General features: G+C 57.8%; 19 protein-coding genes. 13 read left to right on the forward strand and 6 right to left on the reverse strand.

The features are described 5' to 3' along the window. Positions 1-7: 7 nt before the first annotated feature. From rtxC to CV770_RS21665, 5 genes are all read left to right on the forward strand, one after another. Positions 8-1066 carry a dhydrorhizobitoxine desaturase gene (gene rtxC / locus CV770_RS21645; protein ID WP_104463771.1) on the forward strand — a complete coding sequence of 353 codons (1059 nt, stop codon included), beginning with the start codon at positions 8-10 and terminating at the stop codon, positions 1064-1066. Between the two features lie 29 nt (positions 1067-1095). Beyond that, a complete protein-coding gene (locus CV770_RS21650; protein ID WP_245453819.1) occupies positions 1096-1881 on the forward strand; it encodes a gamma-glutamyl-gamma-aminobutyrate hydrolase family protein in 786 nt (261 codons plus the stop codon). Positions 1882-2031: 150 nt separating this feature from the next. Next, positions 2032-2901: an EamA family transporter gene (locus CV770_RS21655; protein ID WP_245453820.1), complete on the forward strand. Its 870-nt coding sequence runs from the start codon at positions 2032-2034 to the stop codon at positions 2899-2901. Then, positions 2898-4184, forward strand: coding sequence for an ATP-grasp domain-containing protein (locus CV770_RS21660; protein WP_104463774.1), 1287 nt, complete (start codon positions 2898-2900; stop codon positions 4182-4184). Before CV770_RS21655 ends, CV770_RS21660 begins: the two co-directional genes overlap by 4 nt. Continuing rightward, entirely contained in the window at positions 4184-5521 is a 1338-nt protein-coding gene (locus tag CV770_RS21665; RefSeq protein WP_104463775.1) for a glutamine synthetase, read from the forward strand. The genes CV770_RS21660 and CV770_RS21665 overlap by 1 nt, the downstream gene beginning before the upstream one ends. Positions 5522-6266: 745 nt before the next feature. Here the strand turns inward: CV770_RS21665 and CV770_RS44240 are convergent. Together CV770_RS44240 and CV770_RS21675 are read right to left on the reverse strand one after the other, a co-directional pair. Continuing rightward, a complete protein-coding gene (locus tag CV770_RS44240) occupies positions 6267-6710 on the reverse strand; it encodes a S1/P1 nuclease (protein WP_104463776.1) in 444 nt (147 codons plus the stop codon). Continuing rightward, complete coding sequence (locus CV770_RS21675; protein ID WP_161500013.1) at positions 6698-7099, reverse strand: S1/P1 nuclease; 402 nt, start codon at positions 7097-7099, stop codon at positions 6698-6700. Before CV770_RS21675 ends, CV770_RS44240 begins: the two co-directional genes overlap by 13 nt. A gap of 1265 nt (positions 7100-8364) precedes the next feature. On the opposite strand from CV770_RS21675, the gene CV770_RS21680 reads away from it, so the two are divergent. After that, on the forward strand, positions 8365-8886 hold the full coding sequence (locus CV770_RS21680) for a hypothetical protein (RefSeq protein WP_201759970.1): 522 nt from the start codon (positions 8365-8367) through the stop codon (positions 8884-8886). An 81-nt stretch (positions 8887-8967) separates the two neighbouring features. On the opposite strand, the gene CV770_RS21685 is transcribed toward CV770_RS21680, so the two are convergent. The 4 genes from CV770_RS21685 to CV770_RS21700 form a co-directional block, all read right to left on the reverse strand. Next, positions 8968-9564 carry an anthranilate synthase component II gene (locus CV770_RS21685; RefSeq protein ID WP_201759971.1) on the reverse strand — a complete coding sequence of 199 codons (597 nt, stop codon included), beginning with the start codon at positions 9562-9564 and terminating at the stop codon, positions 8968-8970. Continuing rightward, a complete protein-coding gene (gene pabB, locus CV770_RS21690) occupies positions 9561-10955 on the reverse strand; it encodes an aminodeoxychorismate synthase component I (RefSeq protein WP_201759972.1) in 1395 nt (464 codons plus the stop codon). Before pabB ends, CV770_RS21685 begins: the two co-directional genes overlap by 4 nt. Before the next feature lie 154 nt (positions 10956-11109). Continuing rightward, a complete protein-coding gene (locus tag CV770_RS21695; protein ID WP_104463779.1) occupies positions 11110-11427 on the reverse strand; it encodes a Dabb family protein in 318 nt (105 codons plus the stop codon). Positions 11428-11560: 133 nt separating this feature from the next. After that, positions 11561-12196: a GntR family transcriptional regulator gene (locus tag CV770_RS21700; RefSeq protein WP_104463780.1), complete on the reverse strand. Its 636-nt coding sequence runs from the start codon at positions 12194-12196 to the stop codon at positions 11561-11563. A gap of 114 nt (positions 12197-12310) precedes the next feature. On the opposite strand from CV770_RS21700, the gene bioB reads away from it, so the two are divergent. The 7 genes from bioB (at position 12311) to panC (ending at position 19853) form a co-directional block, all read left to right on the forward strand. Beyond that, the gene (gene bioB, locus CV770_RS21705; protein ID WP_104463781.1) at positions 12311-13366 is read left to right on the forward strand and encodes a biotin synthase BioB; all 1056 of its coding nucleotides are present in this window, start codon (positions 12311-12313) and stop codon (positions 13364-13366) included. After that, positions 13357-13710 carry an aspartate 1-decarboxylase gene (panD, locus tag CV770_RS21710; RefSeq protein WP_104463782.1) on the forward strand — a complete coding sequence of 118 codons (354 nt, stop codon included), beginning with the start codon at positions 13357-13359 and terminating at the stop codon, positions 13708-13710. The genes bioB and panD overlap by 10 nt, the downstream gene beginning before the upstream one ends. Positions 13711-13786: 76 nt before the next feature. After that, the gene (locus CV770_RS21715) at positions 13787-14938 is read left to right on the forward strand and encodes an 8-amino-7-oxononanoate synthase (RefSeq protein ID WP_104463783.1); all 1152 of its coding nucleotides are present in this window, start codon (positions 13787-13789) and stop codon (positions 14936-14938) included. Next, a complete protein-coding gene (gene bioD / locus CV770_RS21720; RefSeq protein WP_104463784.1) occupies positions 14935-15573 on the forward strand; it encodes a dethiobiotin synthase in 639 nt (212 codons plus the stop codon). Before CV770_RS21715 ends, bioD begins: the two co-directional genes overlap by 4 nt. After that, positions 15570-16835: an adenosylmethionine--8-amino-7-oxononanoate transaminase gene (locus tag CV770_RS21725; protein WP_104463785.1), complete on the forward strand. Its 1266-nt coding sequence runs from the start codon at positions 15570-15572 to the stop codon at positions 16833-16835. Before bioD ends, CV770_RS21725 begins: the two co-directional genes overlap by 4 nt. A 1291-nt stretch (positions 16836-18126) precedes the next feature. Next, positions 18127-18999: a 3-methyl-2-oxobutanoate hydroxymethyltransferase gene (panB, locus tag CV770_RS21745; RefSeq protein ID WP_104463788.1), complete on the forward strand. Its 873-nt coding sequence runs from the start codon at positions 18127-18129 to the stop codon at positions 18997-18999. Positions 19000-19013: 14 nt separating this feature from the next. Beyond that, on the forward strand, positions 19014-19853 hold the full coding sequence (gene panC / locus CV770_RS21750) for a pantoate--beta-alanine ligase (RefSeq protein WP_104463789.1): 840 nt from the start codon (positions 19014-19016) through the stop codon (positions 19851-19853). Positions 19854-20835: the final 982 nt, after the last annotated feature.

Consider the following 20835-nt stretch of genomic DNA (forward strand, 5'->3'; position numbering starts at 1 on the left):
GGTTCTCATGAATCAGGCAGACGCTTGGAAACTGAGGTCATCACGCTATGAGGCCGTTCAATTCAGCCGGGAGATCAATAAGCAGCTCTCCGAGCTGAGGCCGGACAACATCACGGGAGCGGCCTATATTGCCAAAGATTACGCTGTCATCGCAGCGTGCACGCTCGCGACCGTGTCGGTCTCATGGTGGCTCTACCCGCTGGCCGTTCTTCTGATTGGTGCCTATCAGCGCGGATTGACAACCATCGCCCATGATGCGGCTCACCGCACGCTCGCGAAGAACACGACCTGGAACTACGTCCTCGGCATTCTGTTCGCTTCCTATCCCCTGTTCCAGCGTCACTGGGCCTATCGGATCTCGCACGTCTATTTGCATCATCCCTATCTTGGGGACCCGGACAAGGATCCCGACCTGAAGTTCTTCCTGGCCAGCGGCGTCTACGACGTGCAGCCTCCGGAGCGGTACGCTTTCAATATGATCTGGAAGCCGATCTTCGGCGGCGCGACAGTGGCGTATCTGAAGTATCTTTGGACCAATCGGTTTTCGATCACAGATGTCGAGGATCAGAGCCGCTCAGGCATACTTATCGACAAGTATGGCTTCTATCTCTTCTGGGTCGGCATCCTGGCCGGGTCATATGCTCTTGGGCTGCTCCATATCGTCGTCCTATTTTGGATCGTGCCCTATCTCACCACGTTTCAAGTCCTCGGCTGGTTTATCGAGCTCGCCGAGCACTCACCTATGTGCGAAACCGAGACGCAGAACGTCTATCTCACCAGGAATCGGAAAGGAAGTTTCCTTGAGCGGGCCATACTCGGACAGAATCTGGATGAGTACCACCTTGAGCATCACCTTTCGCCGGGTATCCCGTTTTGGCTGTTGCGCAAAGCGCAGAAGATCCGAATGCAGGATCCGAACTACGCGAAGGTTGCCGGGACCTGGGGCGGGCTCTTTGTCAAGGGACCCCAGGGTCAACCCAGCGTCATAACTCAGTTGAAAGAGCGAAATCGACGGTTGTATGAGCAGTCCGTTGCCGAGGTTCGCACGCGAGGGCAGGTAGCGTGACGTTGCTACGGCCAGAGCGCGCCCGAGTCGTGGTCGGCGTCACTTCGAACCGTCTATTGGTGGATGGTGTGCATCGCGACTGGTTGCGGCGCAAGTACGTGCAGGCACTCCATCGTCATGCGGGAGTGGCGTGCGTGATACTGCCGACGGTCGACGCGGAAGATGCAAGGGAGGACCTCGCCCCGGCGATCATAGGCCGGCTCGACGGCCTGGTGTTGACTGGTGATGAAACGAACATCGACCCCGTCGTCCTGAGAGCTCCTGCGTCCTTGACGGAGCCTGATCGGCAGGACGTTGAGGGTGGGATCCTTGATCGTCCGCGGGACAGGCTCTCTGCCGTAACCATAGAGAGCGCCATCGCGCTCGGAATGCCTATTCTGGGCATTTGCCGTGGGCTTCAGGAACTCAACGTCTATTTCGGCGGTACACTCCGCCCATCGCTTGCGGAGTGGAGGCCGGAAAGTGGCGCGATGCATGCCGAAAAGCCAGATCGTCCAAGAGACCGTCAGTATGACGCCGCGCACAGCGTCAGGATATGTTCCGATGGCGCGCTCTTCCCAATCGCGCGGACGATCGAAGCGCAAGTCAACTCGCTGCACAATCAAGGCATCGAGGCGCTTGCCCCGGCGCTGAGGCGGGAGGCGTGGGCGCCTGACGGCCTGGTCGAGGCGGCTTCGGTCATTGGCGCGCCGACACTGCAAATCGGCGTGCAATGGCACCCCGAATGGCACGTCTCAACCGATCTCCTCAGCAAGCAACTGTTCAAAACATTTGGTGAGGCGTGTGTTGGGTACTGCAGAGCTAAGAAGCACTAGAGGCGGATTGTGACATTTCAAACCAAACGTGGTCCGTGCAGGTCGAAAGGAGAGTCCCTCGGAGCCGATGCACGCGCCTGGTCCTCCGCGGGCCGTGCGCCGCCGCGCGGGCAGCGATTGACGAATCGCTTCGCTCTAGGAGTTTTCTTTGTGGCGCTTTATGTCGTCGTGAGCGCGGCAGGCGAGGTTTATGCGGCATCGTATTTTCAGCAAGCAGATGTGTTCGTCGCGCTCCTGCTGTCCTTCGCTGTGGTTTGTCTGACGTTCAATCTCCTGGCTCGCCGCGAGGGAGGCGAGGCAAGGGTGGCGAAATGGTCGCTCCTGGTCTTCGTCGCGCTCAATGTCGTGACAGCGATCAGCTGGATCGGCCTATTTATCGGACTGAAATACGCTGAACCTGCGATCGTCGTCGGCTTCATGGTAGCGTTGGGGCCCACCGCAACTGTGTGGTTAAACGCCCTGATCAGGCGCCAGGGCACCCCTCCAGCATCCGATATCGTCGTGAGCGTTACGATCGCAACGATCGGGAGTTACATGATTTGGATCTCGGCCAGCGGCAACGCGGGCGTGGAGTGGGGGGCTCGATCGTCCTTTGGCATCGTCTTGGCGATCATGGCCGGCCTATCGCTGGCCCTCACAAATGTACTGGTCAAACTGCTGTTCGACCGTGGGTGTTCTGGCCGACAAGTGCTGGCGCATCGCTTTTATGGAACGATTCTCTTGCTGCTGGGCCTGGTCGACCATTCATCTATCGTGCTCGAGATCTCGCAGCATTGGTTTGCGATCGCAATAATTGGGCTGTCGACGATCCTTGTTCCTTTGCTCTTGATCCAGCAGGGCATTCGCCGCGTAGAGCCCTTCACTGTCAACATGGTCCTGTCCGCCGCCCCTATCATCACCTTCCTGTTCCAGTACTTCGATTCTCGCATCGTGCCTTCGTCACATACGTTCGTTGGAAATGTTCTCATTACGGCTGTCGCCGTCAGCAACATCTGCTTGCAGTATCGGAGATCCGCATGAAAGAACGGAATTGTGTAATCGTAGACGCATACTCTACCGGCCGCTACCTACCGGAAGAATTCAAGCGCTATGGAATTGGAACGGTGCATGTGATGTCGGCTGCACAGATTCCACCCATATTCCAATCGCATTTCAACGCGGACCTGTATGATGAAGTCATTCGCCCCAGCGAGCGCATGGGGTATGACGAGATCGTTGAATATCATCTTCAGGCTCTCCATGGCAGGGAATTGGAGTTCGTTATCGCGGGCTGCGAGACCGGAGTTGAGCTCGCCGATTCTTTGTCGGAGCGGCTGGGCTTACCTTCAAATGGGACCGCGCTATCGGCTGCTCGGCGTGACAAAGCGCGATTGTCTTGCGCGCTGACCTCTGCAGGCGTGCGATCGATCAGACAAGTCGTGTCCGACAGTGCTGTAGAGATCGCGAGCTGGAAGCGTGACGCGAAGTTCGATCAGATCGTGATCAAGCCTCTGAACAGTACGGGTACCGAGGATGTATTCTTTTGCTCGACAGACGCTGATATTCAGCGGGCTCTAAGCGCAATTGTCGGGAAGACGAACCGTGTCGGAGCGTTGAATCATTTTGCCCTTGGGCAGGAGAAAATAAACGGCCAGCAATACACCGTAAATGCCGTCTCGATCGACGGGGAAGCCTTCGTTACGGAGGCCTGGACCTATGACACCGTTCCTGTTGAGGGGGCATCATCGGTCTGCTCACTTGAGAGGTTGTTGGGCGGCAGCGAACCAATCGTTCAGGAGCTGTCCGACTACTTGGTGCGTGCGCTGCAGGCGCTTCAGATCGTCGACGGACCGGCTCATGCTGAGATCATTGTCGATCATCGGGGGCCGGTTCTGGTGGACTTCGGAGCGAGGCTTCAAGGGACCATGTCGGCAAAAGCACGAACCATGGCGTTGGGGCACAACCATATGACGCTGACGGCCTGGCGCTACGCAGACCCCAAGGGCTTTGGTGAGTACATGAGGCTGCGCGGGCCCTACAAGCGGCAGGCTCACGCACTATGCGTCTCGTTGATCTCCGATATAGGCGGTGTCGTTGCCGGTTACCGGGGACTCGAAACAATCCGCAAGCTCCCGAGCTTCGCGGATGCCATCGCATTCGTTCCGATTGGTCAAGAGCTGGTTCCGACGATCGACTTGGCGTCGACACCAGGCATCGTTTATCTCGTGAATAGCGACTTGAATCAGCTTGAGGATGACTATCGGAAGTTGCGAGCAATGCGGATGAACCAGGTGTTCGAGTTAGTGACGCAGGATCTCGACTAATGCCAATTGATGCCAGGTTGACCGTGGCGAATCCAGCCCGCGCGACGATGATCGGCGTAAGCGACTTCGATGGCGTTCTGCGAGGCAAACACGTCTTAGGTGAAGATCTCTCGGATGGAGATAAAGTTATCAAGTTCTCCGAAGCGGTGCTGGCGTGGGATTGCTCGGACCGGGTCATTCCGGCCAGTTTCACGCAAAAGCCACTATCAGCATTCGGAGATGCTGATCTGCGTATCCTGTCAGGCACCGGCCGGTCGGTGTCTTATGTCGGCGATCAATATCTCTACCTCGCCGAGTTCACGGGCACACATGAGAACATCTGCCCGCGCGGTATTCTGCGTAAGGTGCTGAGAAGGGCTGCAGACCACGGCTACAGCTGCACTGCCGGGTTCGAGTTTGAATTTATGCTGTTCAAGGAGAACGCCGACACAATTGAAGATAAGCCGTTCGGCGAATGGGCTCCTTTAACACGGGGCCCGTTCGGCTACTCGATTGCGCGCTCTGTCGCGCAACATGAGCTGTTCGATGAGATCTTGGCGCTTTGTGAGAAGGCTAGAATACCTCTCAGCGGACTGCACTTTGAAACGGGGCCCGGCGTGGTCGAAGCGTCACTTCGTCATTGTGATGCGCTGGAAGCTGCCGATCGAGCAACCATATTCAAGTCGATGATAAAAGCGTGGGCGCAAACGCGAGGCATGATGGCTACATTCATGGCCAAGGTTTCCGAGAAATGGCCCGGCCAGTCCGGCCATATTCACATCTCGATGTCCTCGGACGGTCAGAATGCCTTTTACGACAGCGATGCGTTCGGTAACGTTTCGAAGCTTATGAGGCAATTCATCGCCGGACAACTAGAATACATGAATGAGTTCTGTGTGCTCGCTGCGCCGAACTTCAATAGCTACAAGAGATTGGTACCTGGCTGCTGGGCACCAATCTGTCCAAGCTGGGGAGTTGACAACCGCTCCTGCGCGGTTCGCGCCATCCCGGGAGAGCCATCTGCCCATCGTCTGGAGTATAGGCTGCCTGGCGCAGACCTGAACCCATATCTCGCGCTCGCATGTGCGATTGGTTCGGGAATATTGGGCGTCGAGACAGGTCCGGCACTACCGGCTTCGATCGTCGGTGATGCAAGCGTGGAAATGTGTCGTCCGTCCCCGAGACTGCCTCAAAGCCTATCAGAGGCAACATCTCGGTTTGCAGAGTCTGCAGCGGCCAGTGATGTCTTTGGAGAAAAGTTTGTTGAAGCGTTTTCTTGCTCGCGCCGTTGGGAGTGGGAAGCTGTTCAACATCGGGTCACCGACTTTGAACGTCGGAGATACTTCGAGATCATTTAGCTTGAGCTCTTCGACGGCTCTGAACCTCATTCCTCTGGTCGGTGACCGCAGGCCTATTGCCGCTGTCTGCGCCGCTGATGTTGGACTTCATGCAGAGCAAATGTGCGTTACGCGTAAAGTGAGGACGTTGGGAACGCTGAGGAGGTCTGCTGTTATCTGCTGCGTGGCAGCAGCCGCGATTGCTCCGTTGCCATGCAAGGTAATCCTGGCAACGAACAACACCATTTCCATTCGAATCAATGAAGACTTGCTCGACTTCTTCAAGAGGTGAAGGCAAAGTCGATTGTGCTCAGAGCATGTGCCGGAGAGGCCCCTGATGCGCGACGCTGTAGCCGAGCCGCGGAGCCACGCAGTACGCGAGGCGCAGCATCAATGGGGGCAGTGCGACCAGGCTTAGCCGCCGCCGGCCTCGACGAGGCTGGCGTAGATCGGTGCCGACTAGTACGCGCTTCGCGCGGCGCTCTGAACTCCCGCCAGAAAAGAGGTCCCAATCACCTTGGGTCCATTAATTTCATGAGAGAGCGAGAAATGCTGCGCTCGGGGCGATGCGAAAAGAATTGCCCTCAAGCCGCACGACCTCATCGGGGAGAACCGTCCCCGGGATATCGTGCGGAATGCGAGTGTACAAAGCACCAACACTGATCTTGTAAAATCGTGATTATCGAGAATAGTGGGAGGTGTTTTCGCGGCCGACCTAAGTTTGGCAGTTCGTCTAGGAACGGCCGAGTGCATCCTCCAGAAAGCCTTAAGACGCGCGGCTCCCGTTACCAGCTCGCGATCCAGGTCCGCTTTGACGGCTACGGCATAATCGTTGCCGAACAAGCGTGGCCCGGATCGTTGTGGTCCAGCGTTCCTGCGGGCAGGAGCTGATAGGCTCGCATACCCAGGGCGTGCGTATCGTTCGCGCAAGCAGCAACTCGTGCTTCATCATAGGGCGGGGCTTCGATTGTCGGCAGCGGATCGGCATCCAGCGCATCAGCTTAACTCCCCATGAATACGTCTGGAGATCGACCGGAAAGTCGCCCACATGTTGTGGAATGTCGACGCGTGTATATGACGTGTCGTCGAACCGCTTCGCGTGCAGGATGACATGAAGTGTGTCACCGCCTTGATCGCCATTGTGTTCGCTTGCGTGCAACGGCTGCTCCAGGTCCCCAGCCAGATGGACAACGAGCTTCAGCGCGCCCAACCGTCTTTCTCAGAGCGCAAATTGTCTTTGAGGATCGCAATCGCCGCCGGAAGACCTTGGAGGATGCGCGTTCCCTGATTGTTTTCATCCTGGCAATCAAGAACGACGTCATATGCCGGCCGTTCGATGTCGATGTCGACGAAATGCCACCGATAGGTGTTCTTTCCTTCCGGCGTGAATTTATAGTCGTCCGCCCAGTTTGAGATGCCGGCCAGCGAACTGTCACCTACCAGCTCCTTGAGCGTCGCCTGTGCGGCCCGACTTAAGTGCCGCTGGGACTGTTCCGCAATGATAGAATGACCTAGCTGTCGCCACGCAAGGGCGGAAGATGTGCTGTCTACAAAGGCGGCGGTGCAGATCGCGAGTATGAGTCTGAGCTGTGTCGCCAATTGCTTCCCGATATTTGCTGAAGTGCCTCAAGTCGTTTGCGGACAGAGGCAGGTGCCTGTGTTACGGCACGTCGACCTGGGGCATGGATGCCGTCGGGCGTGGCACGAAGCGATTTTGGTGCCGGTCACGTGCCGCCAACAGGATCGTAAAAGCCGCGAGGAGGATTAGGTGAACGCGCATGCAACAAGGATTACTCGAAACGATATATCGCAATTATGAAACGGCTCACATCTCGTGCCTTGGAGGAGGAGCCGCTCTTACGGGGCATCCCACCCACACAGCCTATTGGCCAGCAAACACCTCACAAATTGTGATACTCGTTCGTTCGCGCCGGTGGCCGCCGAACAGCGGGACGATTGCGCTCAAATAATGCATTGTCCCTTGCAGAGCGCAGGAAAAGTGCAGCGATTTGAGTAGTAATCGGATGATTGGCTATTCACCGCGAAGGCAGCCGCCCCCTCGTGCTGCTTCCGGGCGCCATGAAGGACGGTTCATGCGCAATCACGACATTGTGTCCGGCAGCCTGTTGGCGCTGACTGGGCTTGCGCTGCTTTGCTCCAGCCTGCTCGCGTTTGCTTTCATTTAGATCCCGCGGACTACCTTTGGCGCGCGAGACCTCACGCAAGACGGTACGCAGCCGGACAGGGTGCGCTGGTATGGTTTTCCACGTATGGAGGCCCGGCGGTTGCAGATGACCTGCTCAGGCATCCGTAGGGATCCGCTTCCTTGAATCGCTTCGTTTTCGCATGTCGTGCCCGTCTTCTGAATGCCGACCTGATCTCCTGGCTGGGCTTCGTGCAGTTGCCCACTAACAACGTAAGTCCCTCTCCATCGAACGATATAGTTAGTCTTATGGTTGCGCTCGCATCACGCGTTTTTCGCGTGGGTCGCGTAGCATTTTTGCGCCAGGTCAACTTCGGCGCGACAACTATCGACCCTCGAACAATCAGGCACAGGAGCGCTGGAAGCGTCAGCTAGCAAATCCCCGACGCGCACAGCCTTTCAGTGAGGCGGCCCCCTCAAGAGCAAGCAAGTATGAATGTGCTTCACGGGTAATCCCCTCTACCGCCCCTCATTATTTACCTCACCACCTGGAGCGCAGTGCCCAGCTCGTACAAACCCTGATGCGATGAAGCCCCGGTTTTGGGGACAACATTGCTGAAAACGATGCAGCGGGGGTTGCGGCTCGCGGCAGCTCTTGACCATCTTCTGCTATCGCGGCAACGAGAACAACCAAAGCAGATCGAGACGATGAGAGCGGGGTGTGGCTGTGCCGGATCAATCCCAAGCATCGGAGTTGCCGCCGGTCCTGCAGAGACCGTCGAAAGGCTTTCGGTGGATCGTTGCTCTTCTAGCCGTATTGCTCGCTTTTTGCGCCGGAGGCGCCTATTTTTGGACGAATATCGAAACGTTTGCGGAGGCGCCGCCGGCGCATGAAGTCGTGCCTCCCACGCTTGGCTTGTCACCTGAGGATAGGGACGTCCTTTTAGGGATCCAATCAGGGCAGCAGAAGACAGCCGATGAAATTGCCGAGCTCAATCGCAACGTCGATGCGCAGCAAGCCGAGCTAAAGCGGGTCTCGGATCAGATCGCAGCCCTGACCCAAAGAATCGAGGAGCTGCAGAATCCGGCGCATATTGCTTCTCCTGCTACTTCTACCACTTCGCCACCCGTGCGTACCACATCCAAGCCGGCCAAGAGAGACGTCCGGCCCTCGAAACCGCAAGGTCCGGTTTCTGTCGGAGGCGCGCCGCTGACTGCGGAGCCGAGCACGGAACAGCGCTGATTTCCACAAAATGCCTGCCATATGACGCTGCGCCTTCCAACCACTTCGGAAACCAACGGTCCACCATCTTGATGGAGCCTCTCATTGCTCCGCGTGGTTTCGGAAATCCTCTGTCAGTCGCAAGAAGTTCATAAACAGGACGTGCCCCTGTGAGGTAAGTATCGACTCGGGATGGAACTGGACGCCATAGGTGGGATAATAGCCGTGCGTGAGGGCCATGATCTCGCCTTCCTCCGAACGCGCTGTCACTATGAAGTTCTGCGCACATGACTGATCAAGCTCGACGATAAGAGAATGGTAGCGCCCGACGTCAAGCGGGGTTGGCAGCCCCTTGAATAACCCTAGGCCGTCATGCGCAACGTATGAGCGCCGACCGTGCATGGGTCGATACGCACGCGCCACCCGTCCTCCGAAAACGCTCGCAATACACTGATGTCCAAGGCAGATGCCGAGAATTGGCACGCGCCCTGAAAGTTCGCGGACCACTGCTGTCGATATTCCTGCCTCTGTTGGGGTGCAGGGGCCGGGCGATATCACCACCGCGCGCGGCTTGAGACCAACGAGCTTGCTGATGCTGATAGCGTCGTTTCGGATCACTTTCGTTGCTTCACCGAGCTTGTGAAAATAGCGGGCAATGTTGAACACGAAGGAATCGTAATTATCGATGATCACAATCAAAATGCACCAGCTGGTTCAGAACCAAATGCATCAAAGATTCGCTCTGCCTTGGCGAGCACTTCCTCGTATTCGGCCTTGGGCTCCGACAGGGCCGTTATACCGCTGCCTGCATGAAACACAGCCAGGTCGCCGTCGATCGTGACAGTGCGGATCGCAATACTTGTGTCCATGTGCCCGTTGAAGCCGATGAAGCCGATCGCCCCGCAATAGACCTCTCGCGCTATGCGCTCGATTTCTGTAATAATTTCCATCGACCGCAGCTTTGGCGCTCCCGTAATGGAGCCGCCCGGAAAGCAAGCACGGAGCAGGCTAACGGCGTCTTCCTCTCCGGCAAGTTCCGCCATAACGATCGACACGAGATGGTGCACCGAGGCATAGGACTCGAGATTGCACAGGGCCGGAACCTCGACTGAATGCGCAGTGCAAACGCGTGACAGATCGTTTCGCAAAAGGTCGACAATCATCGTGTTCTCGGCATGATCCTTTTCGGAAGCGAGGAGAACAGCCGCACGGCGGTGGTCTTCCTTAGAATCAGGCGAACGCGCGATTGTGCCCTTGATGGGTCGTGTCTCGACTTGTCGCCCCTCAAGCTTCAGAAATCGTTCGGGCGAACTTGATGCGATGGTCAGCTTTCCCCATCGCAGCAGGGTCGCAAAAGGCGCCGGATTCAATGATCGCAGCTGGCAATAGAAGGCGAGCGGATCAAACGAGGTCGGCAGGCGGGTGCTGAAACGCTGCGCAATATTCGTCTGGAAAACGTCACCGGCCAGGATCAAGTCGATCACGCGTTGCACCGCGGCAATGTAGCCCTCGCGGCTGAAGTTCGAGCGCCATGCGCCCGCTTTGCTGGGACAACCCTTCTGTGGCGCCTTTGGACCGGCAAGCAATGCTGCAAACTCGTCGGCTCGACGACGCGCTCGTTCGCTCCGTCGCGCGCGATCCTGCTCCGGCCACCCCGTCGAGACAATCCAGCATTTGTTATCCCGGTGGTCGAAGCTGATGACCACATCATAAAAATGCAGGATGGATTGGGGCAAACCCAGACCGGCAATTGCCGGCGCACACAGTCGCTCCACTGTCCTGTTCATGTCGTAGGCAAGGTAGCCTGCCGCTCCTCCCTGGAACGGCGGGAGATCCGGACGATGCTCTTGCGGGTACTTCGCGAGTAGCGTTCGAAGAACCTTCCATGGATCGGCCTCGAGAGTCAGTCCGTTCCAACTGGCTCGGCCGTTCGCGACTCTATAGGTGCTGAACGGGTCGCACGTTAGGTATGAGTAACGCCCAAGCAGCTCGTGCCTTGCTGCGCTATCGAGAAACGTGAGATGCGATCGATGCCCAAGACATCGCACCGCTGTGACAGGTTCAACCCACTGCAGCTCACGAACGTACATCGGCTTATCGGTCACCTGCGGCTGACGTCGTGAAAGTGCCGTTCCATCTGTTGCCCCACCCGATGAGAACGACGCTTGTCTGCGATGGGCCGAAACTTGAGGCCCATTGCCAAGTTAACCCGGCCGTGAACCTCTTGCTGCGACAGCACCTGGATCATCCTGCCGTGGAGGCGAAAGCGGCATCTATTGTTACATCGTAGTCAGCCGCGAACCGCAGCTCGCGGAGCGGTCGGACCCGTTTAACCGACTCCTGATAGAGATCGTGCGCTTTGTACGCTGCGAGCTCCGTCTCGCTGTCGAACTCACCATAGACCACGATGTCGATATCGTTGCCGAGCTGATCGGTCTTGCTGTTGCGGGCAACCTCAAGCCGGCGCGCATGTGGTATCGTGGTGAGAAGCGAAAGACCTTCGATGATCTGGTCGATATGCGCCTCGTCCTTGGCGCTGAACAAGACGATGTGACGAATCATGGCTGTCCGTGGAGATGTCGCTAGGGTGCTATAACTATCTGGGAATAGAGCTCGTTGCAATGAGGCTAGTCGCTTGCTGCATGATCGTCGCTTGCGATCGTCGGCGATCCGCAATGAAGCTTGCTAGATTTGCTCAGGACGCCGGAAGGGCGAGGCGCTCAATGGTTTGAATGTGCCGCGTTAGCAGGTTACAGGCTTGATCGACGTTGCGCGTTCGCAAGGCTTGCAGAATCAGACGGTGATCTTGATTGGAGCGCGGTCGCCAGCCCACCGATCGCGCCATCGCGAACACCAATCGAGAATTGGCAAGCTGCAGTCCATCGAGGCTCGCGAGCAGACGCGGCATTCCGCACGGCGCGACCAAGGCTTGGTGAAAGGCGCGGTTGGCCAGCTCAAACTCCTCGATCGTCTTTGCATTGTCTCCTTCGATCACGGTGAGCTCGATCCGAGCCAAATGAGCTGTTGTGAGCCTTGGCCCCGAATGGCGCAATGCCACCACTTCGAGCGCGGCGCGCATTTCGGCGATCTCCTTCACTGAACGGGTATCGAGCGGGGCAACCCGAACACCGCGGCGCGGCACAGCGACAACGAGATGTTGTGCCTGCAGCTGCCGAAAGGCCTCGCGCACCGGGACGTGGCTGGAATTGAATTCTCTTGCAAGGTGATCCTGACGGAGTGGCGCGCCTGGCTCTAAGGCGCCGCTGATAATGCGCTCAGCGATTGAGTCCGCGATGCGCGCGACCGTCGTCATGTTGTCAGCAGTGATCATAGATTATCTACCGCAATAACCGGTGCATTTGCGAGGCAGCTCGATTAGCATCTCTTCGAGAGTGATGACTATAGATAATTCACGCGATTATCTACAATCGAGCGGGATGGGTTTATGGATGCTGCTGCGCAAGTCCAACGGAAGGGAACAGGCAACAGGGCGCAGGTTCGTCATCTTTGGAACGTCGAAGAGGCTAAGGCGCTCTACGACCTTCCTTTTGCCGACCTGATGCTTCAGGCGCAGCGCGCTCACCGCAAGAACTTCGATCCAAACCACGTCGAAACTGCGAGCCTGCTCAGCATCAAGACCGGCGGCTGTCCGGAAGACTGCGGTTACTGCTCGCAAAGCGCGCATTACAAGACCGGCCTGAAAGCCACCCATCTGATGTCTTGGGCCGATGTGGTTGCGACCGCGCGGCGCGCGAAAGATGCGGGCGCCACGCGCTTCTGCATGGCCGCGGCCTGGCGCACTCCAAAAGATCGCGATCTCGATTCCGTCTGCGACATGGTCAACGCGGTCAAGGGACTCGGCATGGAAACGTGCGTCACGCTCGGCATGCTGACACCGAACCAAGCCGCACGCCTCGCCGAGGCCGGCCTTGACTTCTACAATCACAACGTGGACACATCGCCAGAGTTTTACAGCAAGATCATCACGACCCGCAGCCTGCAGGACCGCATTGATACGCTGGCGCATGTGCGTGATGCCGGCATCAAGATCTGCTGTGGCGGGATTATCGGGATGGGCGAGCACGTCGAGGACCGCCTAGCTATGCTCGTGCTGCTCGCCAATCTCCCCAGCCATCCTGAAAGCGTGCCGATCAACCTATGGAACAAGATCAAGGGCGTGCCAGTGGAAGACACCGCGGAGCCTCCCGATCCGATCGCGCTGGTCCGGCTGGTGGCGACCGCGCGGATCATGATGTCGAGGAGTGTGCTTCGCTTGTCTGCCGGGCGGCAATACATGACCGATGAATTGCAGGCGCTCTGCTTCTTGGCCGGCGCAAATTCAATCTTCATCGGCGACGTGCTCTTGACCACCCAAAACCCGAAAGTTGATCGCGATGCGGATCTGCTGGCCCGGCTCGGCATCACGTCCGGGCTCGCCGGAGGGAAGCAGTGCGCGCAATATGTTGCCCCAGCATCCAGCCTAGGTGGGAAATGCAGATAACTTTGATGAAGGGCAAAATCCATCGCGCCTCAGTGACCGAAGCTGATCTGCACTATGAAGGCTCGATCTCGATAGATCGTACGCTCCTGGAGGCAGCAGGAATGGTGATCAACGAGCGGGTCGAAATCTACAATGTCGAAACTGGAACGCGCTTTGCCACCTACGTGATCGAGGCGCCGCCGAGGTCTGGCACGATAAGCCTGAACGGTGCGGCCGCCCGACTGGCGATGGCCGGAGACAAGATCATTATCGTTGCATATGCCTCATTTGACGAGGCCGAAGCAAAGATATTCAAGCCGCGCATTGTGCGTGTGGACCGAGACAATCGCATCCTGGCAAGTTGAGCCCCACGGGCCATCCTTCCTTCTGCAACGGCCAACGGATCTTTTGCGTGATTTGATGCGATCCTGGGAGCGATGAATGCGGGCAATCCAAGCAGCTAGACTTAGTCCCTACGTCGCAGCGTTGAATAGTTTGAACGAAGATAAACGGCTGCGCTGTCTCAAGCCGCGCGTGGGGATCGATTTCGCATCCAACGACTATCTGGCGCTCGGGAGCGCCCCGCGCATCAAAAAGGCGATGGTCGCCGCGCTCGAGGCGGGCACTCCGGTTGGAGCCGGCGGGTCGCGGCTTCTGCGCGGCAATTGCGAGGAGCATGAACAGCTCGAAGCGGAAGCGGCTCAGTTCTTTGGCGCGGAGGCAGCGCTTTTCTTTGGAGGCGGCTACATCGCAAATTTTGCCCTCCTGACAACGCTGCCGCAGCGCGGCGATCTGCTCGTTCTCGACTCGCTAGTGCACGCCAGTATTCACGAAGGGGCGCGAGCCGGGCGCGCAGAGTGCCGAATTCACGCGCACAATGATCCACAGTCGGTCGAAGACGCAATTCGCGACTGGCGAACCAAAGGTGGAGCGGGCCGCGTCTGGATTGTGGCCGAAAGTCTCTACAGTATGGATGGCGACTTCGCTCCACTCAAGGAACTGGTGGCAATCGCCGATCGCCATGACGCATTTCTGATCGTGGATGAGGCTCATGCCACAGGTGCTTACGGGCATCAGGGACGGGGGCTCACGGCCCCATATGACAGGCGCGAAAATCTCATCGTCGTTCATACCTGCGGCAAAGCGCTCGGTGCGGCAGGTGCACTTGTTACGACCTCCGGCATCCTGCGCGATTTCATGGTCAACCGCTGCCGTCCGTTTATTTTTGCCACCGCCCCATCACCATTGATGGCCGTTGCCGTTCGAGAGGCACTCCTCATCCTGCAGAAAGAGCCGGAGCGGCAGCAACGGCTGGCCAAACTCGTTGCGTTCGCGCATCGGCAGATCACCTCTCTTGGTTTGCACACGCCGTCGACCTCTCAGATCGTGCCGTACATCGTGGGTGACAATGCTCATGCAATGCGACTTGCCTCTGATCTGCAGGCGCGCGGCTTCGACATCCGCGGAATTCGGCCGCCAACCGTCCCAGCGGGCACCGCCCGTTTGCGAATTTCGTTGACACTCAATGTTGGGGAAGCGGACGTGCGCGCAATGCTCGATGCGCTTGTCGAGGTGACGAGGGGCTCGTTTTGACAAATAAGCGGATCGTCGTGACTGGTACGGACACCGGGGTCGGAAAAACGGTATTTTCCGCAGGGCTCGCCAGCCTTCTCGGCGCGAATTACTGGAAGCCGGTCCAGGCTGGACTCGAACAAGAGACCGACTCCGAGTGCGTCCGCCGCCTCGGCGGCCTCTCATCCGATCGGATTGTCCCGGAGCTCTATCGACTTCGGACGCCTGCGTCGCCTCATTACGCCGCGGAGATCGACGGCGTTCGCATAGACACAGAGATGCTTGAACTGCCGGACAGTGGCGAGCGGCAACTCGTGATCGAGGGCGCCGGCGGACTTATGGTCCCGCTGACAGCGCGCACTCTTTACATGGACATCTTTGAGCGCTGGCAGCTTCCCGTCGTGCTTTGCGCAAGGACGGGACCGGGCACAATCAATCACTCCCTGCTCTCCATAGAGGCTCTGCGCAAGCGTCAGCTTCGAATCCTTGGAGTTGCGTTCATTGGCGAAAGAAACGCCGAAACTGAAAGCGCGGTTTGCGAGATCGGGAGAGTGCGTTGGTTGGGACGGCTCCCGTGGCTTGTTCCCCTTACGAACGACAGGCTGCAGGCCGCTTTCAAAGACTCCTTTGTTGGCAGTGATTTCCTGAACCTATGACGATAACCAAGAGGTCGCCGATCTGGCACCCGTTCACGCAGCATGCTCTACAGCGGGACATGACGAAGGTGCTGCGGGGAGAGGGGGCTTATCTCTACACCGAAGATGGCCGACGCCTTATCGATGCAATCTCCTCCTGGTGGGTCGTGACCCACGGCCATTGCCATCCGTGCATCGTGAACGCGATCCGAGAACAGGCAGGTAAGCTCAACCAGGTCATCTTCGCCGGATACACTCACGACCCGGCTGAGCTAGTTGCGACGGAACTATTGAAGGTCACCTCCCCGGCGCTCGAGCATGTGTTCTTCTCCGATAGCGGGTCAACCAGCGTCGAAGTCGCGCTGAAAATGGCGCTCGGCTACTGGCATAACACCGGTAGACAGCGAACCCAAATTGTGGTGATGCAGCACTCGTACCATGGCGACACGATCGGGGCGATGTCGGTAGGTAGCCGAGGCGTCTTCAATGCGGCCTACGGGGCGCTGATGTTCGAGGTGACCTCGATTCCGTTCCCGGCAAGAGATCGTGAGCAAATAGCCCTCGATGCGCTTGAAAACGCGTGTCGAAACGAACATCCCGCAGCCTTTATCGTGGAGCCCCTGATATTGGGTGCCGGTGGAATGCTGATGTATTCTCCCTCGGTGCTAAGAGAGATGAAGCGGATCTGCGAAGCCTTCGACGTCCTGTTCATTGCCGACGAGGTCATGACGGGCTGGGGCCGGACGGGTAGCTTGTTTGCGTGTGAGCAGGCCGATGTCACGCCCGATATTGCCTGCTATTCGAAAGGCCTCACGGCTGGGGCGCTGCCGCTCGCTGTCACACTCTGTCGTGCCGATATTTTTGATGCGCATTATTCTGAAGATCGCACGCGTACGTTTTTTCATTCGAGCTCATATACGGCCAATCCATTGGCCTGCGCCGCCGCCAAGGCCAATCTGGACCTATGGCAGGACCAGGAATATCGCCGGCGGGTCGCATCCTTGGCCAGGATGCAGGAACAGGCACTCGCGCCATTTTGCGCCGATTCACGGTTCGCAAACGTCCGACGCACAGGAACAGTCACAGCGCTTGAACTCAACACGAGCGATGCCGGCTATCTGGCGGACATCGGGCCGAAGCTTTTGGCATTCTTCCAAGCGCGGAATCTGCTGTTACGCCCGCTCGGTAACACGATCTACGTGATGCCGCCTTACTGCGTTACGGCGGCCGACCTTGATGAAATATATGCTGCCATCCGTGACGCTGCTGACTTGCTGATGTGAGATGCATAACAGTTGCAATCGTCTTCAGTGACGGGATCTTGCAAGGCGAAAGTGTCGGTATTGCTGCCGTTTGATAGTGCAAGGAGGATGCAGCACCCATGGCTCGCAGGCTGACCGTGCTTTAAGACAGTTGCTTTAATCGCTCCTGATCCAACTGCCGCAGCAATCCTGCGGACTAGCCATGAGAGCTGCAGCATTTGGCCGAAATGTCGAGCGAATTGCGGTAATCACGATAGAGAAATCCATTATCATGAGCAAATTCTCGGCGAGGCATTCTGCGAAAAGTACTGCTTCGCGAGCAAGCCGCAACCAGAGTCATGCTCTTGATGGCTGCAAGACCATTGAGAAGGATCGCCGGGCGGCCGCACCTTTGGTGCGATGGTGGTGCTGCCGTGAGAGGGCAACGGGGCTTCGCAGGTGAATGTCTGACAGGAGGCGAGAATGCACATTGGCTTCCGTAATTCACTCGACCATTCAGCCACATGCTGCGCGATATGCGGCGGAAAGTTTGGGCTGATCCGCCATTACTGCTGGCGAACGGCCCTTTGCTCCAAGAAATGCGTCAACCGCTTCAAGGCGCGACGAGAGGCCGATCAGATATGGCTTCGATGGTTGCGAGCGGCTTAGGACTAGACCGAGTTGGACCGGTACCGCCCTGGTCAGACTTGTTGCGAATTCGGGTGGCCTTCTAGAGCGCGTGGAAATCAAGTGACAGAAAGATCGGCAAAAATAATCGACTTCAGGACCTACAGGGCCGCCAGGCTGGCTCGGTCTGAGCGCCTTCGCGACGACATGTACTCGAGCGCCATTCTCGCTCCGCTTACAGCGGCCTGTCACGTTTGGGCGTTCCTGGCCTGGGATCCGTTTGCTTTTCTCGGTGCGCCAGCGCCGAAGCAGGAGCCTCACGAGTACCCCTAGGGTGGCAGACTCGGAGAAGTGCCCCAAAAGACGAAGTCTCTCACTGCGTGCATCTGCAGCACCGTCGGTCGAGCCGCCACCGTTTGGAGACACTGCAATCAGCCCAGAAAACGCATGCAGATGGTGGCCGTCGCGAGCGCCACTCCTCGATGGAGGCGGCGGCCGGGATAGTCGCTGAAACCGTGCGGGGAGACGAGCCTTCGGCTGGTGAAGTTGCGATGAGGAAGGTCTTGCCTCATGGTTGCGCGACCATTGGACTGTTTTTGCATTGTTCTTCAGTTCTAGAGAGCTGGGGTCTCCATCCTCCATGCCATTGACAGGTTTCTCCTGCGTTCTCTAGGAAGCGCCGACGGTGTGTGGGAGCGGATTCAATATGAGCCACAGTTCAGAGCAGCCTCTAGAGCGTGTCACGATTCCGGCATTGCAGCAGTGGAAGGATGAAGGACGTCGTGTCGTGATGACCACCGCCTACGATGCGGTTGCGGCGCGCATCGCGGATCCCATTGTCGATATCATCCTGGTCGGCGATAGCGTCGGAAACGTCTGCCTGGGATTCGACAACACGCTGCCCGTCAGCGTGGCCATGATGAATCATCACCTGGAGGCTGTTGCGCGCACGAGGCCTCATGCCCTGCTTGTGGCCGACATGCCCTTTCTGAGCTTTCATGTCGGTTCTGAAGATACGATTCGCAATGCAGGCGGGTTTCTGCAGCGTGGCGCCGATGCTGTGAAACTCGAGGGTGGTGCCAAACGCGTCGACATGGTACGCGCCTTGGTCGATTGCGAAATTCCTGTGATGGGGCATCTCGGTCTGACCCCGCAGAGCGTCAACGTCATGGGTGGATTCAAGGTGCAGGGAAGGACGACGGATACCGCCTTGCGCCTGCTCGATGACGCGCACCGTCTGCAGGAAGCCGGCTGTTTCGCCCTGGTCCTGGAGGGGATTCCTGCCGAGCTCGCCGCGCGAGCGACCGAATTTCTCACGATACCCACCATCGGGATCGGAGCAGGAGCTGATTGCTCGGGCCAAGTCCTCGTGTTCCATGATGTCTTGGGGCTAACCGAAGGCCATCGCCCCAAATTCGTTCGTGCCTATACAAATGGATTCGAGCTGTTCCAGGAGGCGCTGTCGCGCTGGGCTGCCGATATCCGCAAAGGTGCATTCCCGGGCTCAGAGGAGTGCTATCGGCTTCCCGATCAGCTTCGCCATGCCATCGCCAACTGGGTGCCCTCCAATTCCACCTGAATCAAGGGTAAGAAATGCAAGTCATTACGAAGGTCGCTGAGCTGCGTCGGGCCCTTGCAGACGTCCGCAACTCCGATAAGCGCATCGGGTTCGTTCCGACGATGGGATACCTGCACGACGGCCACCTGTCCCTGATCTCGGCTAGCCGTGGACACTGCGACGTAACTGTCGTTAGCATCTTCGTCAACCCCACTCAGTTCGGCCCAAATGAGGATCTCAGCAGGTACCCTCGGGACTTCGCCCGCGATGAAGCCTTGTGCCGTAGTGCCGGGGTCTCCATCATCTTCGCGCCAAGTGCAGAGGAGATCTATCCGGCTCAGTTTGAGATATTTGTCGAGCCGGGCGAACTCGCAGAACCGCTCTGCGGAGGTTTCAGGCCCGGACATTTTCGTGGTGTCGCGACTGTCGTCTGCAAGCTATTCAACATGGTGCAGCCGGACGCCGCGTACTTTGGACAGAAGGATTTTCAGCAATGCGCTGTGATACGCCGCATGACGGTTGATCTGAATATGCCGATCGAGATCGTCACCGTGCCGACCGTGCGGGAGCCCGACGGGCTGGCAATGAGCAGTCGCAACCGTTATCTCAGCCCGGAAGAACGTGGTCGGAGCCTTGCGATCAGCCGTGGCTTGTTCGCCGCAGCCCAAGAGTTTGCCTCAGGGGAGCGGGAGGCGTCAACGCTGATTGCGCTTGCAAGAAAGCATTTGGAAAGGGTCGATCGACTCCAGTACCTTAAGCTTGTCGACGCTGGGACCCTCAGGATTGCCGAGAGCCCTCTGCGCTATCCGGCGGTGCTCTGTGTCGCAGCGTACGTGGGCTCGACTCGGTTGATCGACAATGTAGTCCTGACCTAGCTAGCCAGATCCGCAAGCGACTGCGCTCAGAAGCAGCCGAACCCGATCAGCTAGCCTTGAAATCCTCAACATCCTGAAGAGCTCTCCAACGCGATCCGAAATTGCTCCTTCTCCTGAACAACTGCCCGCGCTCGAGCTCTTGATGTCGGTTGATTGGCCCTGCCGCTGACAAGTGGAGCGAGAGCGGGGCCGCTCCACTCTGCCGAGAGCAGCCAAGTGCGAGGTCGCTTTCCGTATTATGACTTCGGCGGCTCGCTCAGACGCCCCGGGACATTCCGACCGCTTTGCGCGCGTTCTACGACGTTGCGCAAAGCAATCTCAGAAAGTCGTGCAACGAGTTGTTTGAGGCGCGCAATCTCCTGCTTGCAGCGCTCAAGCTCGTGCTGTTCGGCCGTCATCACAGATGTTGTGGGACGTCGGCTGCTGCCAAGATGATTCATGTAGCTCCCTTTCCTATTTGACAAACACAGCAGAAAATCTGAACAGCCCAGGCGCTTCTCTTTCCTGAACGAGGCGCCTCGACGTCAGATCGGAGCGTTTCACATGCAGCACTCGGATGGGCTGGTGTGTTAGCTCACTCCCTGCCAAGGGCTCGGGCCCAGCTCGCAGATGGACGGCGCTTTCGGCGACGCCATCTCGCTCATGCCTCATGCTCAGTTGCAGTAATGGCTCACAATGTGGCCGCGGAATATGCCGCCCCGGGCTGCATGTGATTGCTCCGGGCGGAGACTGTAACAAAATGGCAATATCGATTAATGGGATGAGCCGCGCTCCCGCGCTCAAATCCTGCATTGCGGCAGCGACCCCGATGTATTTTCACACGACGCTCGCGTGTCCGTGCTGGGGTCCTTCAGCTACACCAGGCTTATATGTCGAACACGCAAGTCGCTACTGAGATCACCCGCCTGCAAGCGGGCATTCCCAAAGGAGGATCGCTCAAAATCGTGTGCTGCCAATACGTGCGATTGTGGATCAATAGCCA

The organism is Bradyrhizobium sp. AC87j1, assembly GCF_002936975.1.
Taxonomy (GTDB): domain Bacteria; phylum Pseudomonadota; class Alphaproteobacteria; order Rhizobiales; family Xanthobacteraceae; genus Bradyrhizobium; species Bradyrhizobium shewense.

Excerpts from the sequence above, each read along its gene's own strand:
- rtxC (WP_104463771.1), top strand. The coding sequence starts at position 8 with ATGAATCAGGCAGACGCTTGGAAACTGAGGTCATCACGCTATGAGGCC.
- panB (WP_104463788.1), top strand. The coding sequence starts at position 18,127 with ATGAGCCACAGTTCAGAGCAGCCTCTAGAGCGTGTCACGATTCCGGCA.
- CV770_RS21725 (WP_104463785.1), top strand. The coding sequence starts at position 15,570 with ATGACGATAACCAAGAGGTCGCCGATCTGGCACCCGTTCACGCAGCAT.
- CV770_RS21700 (WP_104463780.1), bottom strand. The coding sequence starts at position 12,196 with ATGATCACTGCTGACAACATGACGACGGTCGCGCGCATCGCGGACTCA.
- bioB (WP_104463781.1), top strand. The coding sequence starts at position 12,311 with ATGGATGCTGCTGCGCAAGTCCAACGGAAGGGAACAGGCAACAGGGCG.
- CV770_RS21660 (WP_104463774.1), top strand. The coding sequence starts at position 2,898 with ATGAAAGAACGGAATTGTGTAATCGTAGACGCATACTCTACCGGCCGC.
- CV770_RS21665 (WP_104463775.1), top strand. The coding sequence starts at position 4,184 with ATGCCAATTGATGCCAGGTTGACCGTGGCGAATCCAGCCCGCGCGACG.
- pabB (WP_201759972.1), bottom strand. The coding sequence starts at position 10,955 with ATGTACGTTCGTGAGCTGCAGTGGGTTGAACCTGTCACAGCGGTGCGA.
- CV770_RS21715 (WP_104463783.1), top strand. The coding sequence starts at position 13,787 with ATGCGGGCAATCCAAGCAGCTAGACTTAGTCCCTACGTCGCAGCGTTG.
- CV770_RS21695 (WP_104463779.1), bottom strand. The coding sequence starts at position 11,427 with ATGATTCGTCACATCGTCTTGTTCAGCGCCAAGGACGAGGCGCATATC.
- panD (WP_104463782.1), top strand. The coding sequence starts at position 13,357 with ATGCAGATAACTTTGATGAAGGGCAAAATCCATCGCGCCTCAGTGACC.
- panC (WP_104463789.1), top strand. The coding sequence starts at position 19,014 with ATGCAAGTCATTACGAAGGTCGCTGAGCTGCGTCGGGCCCTTGCAGAC.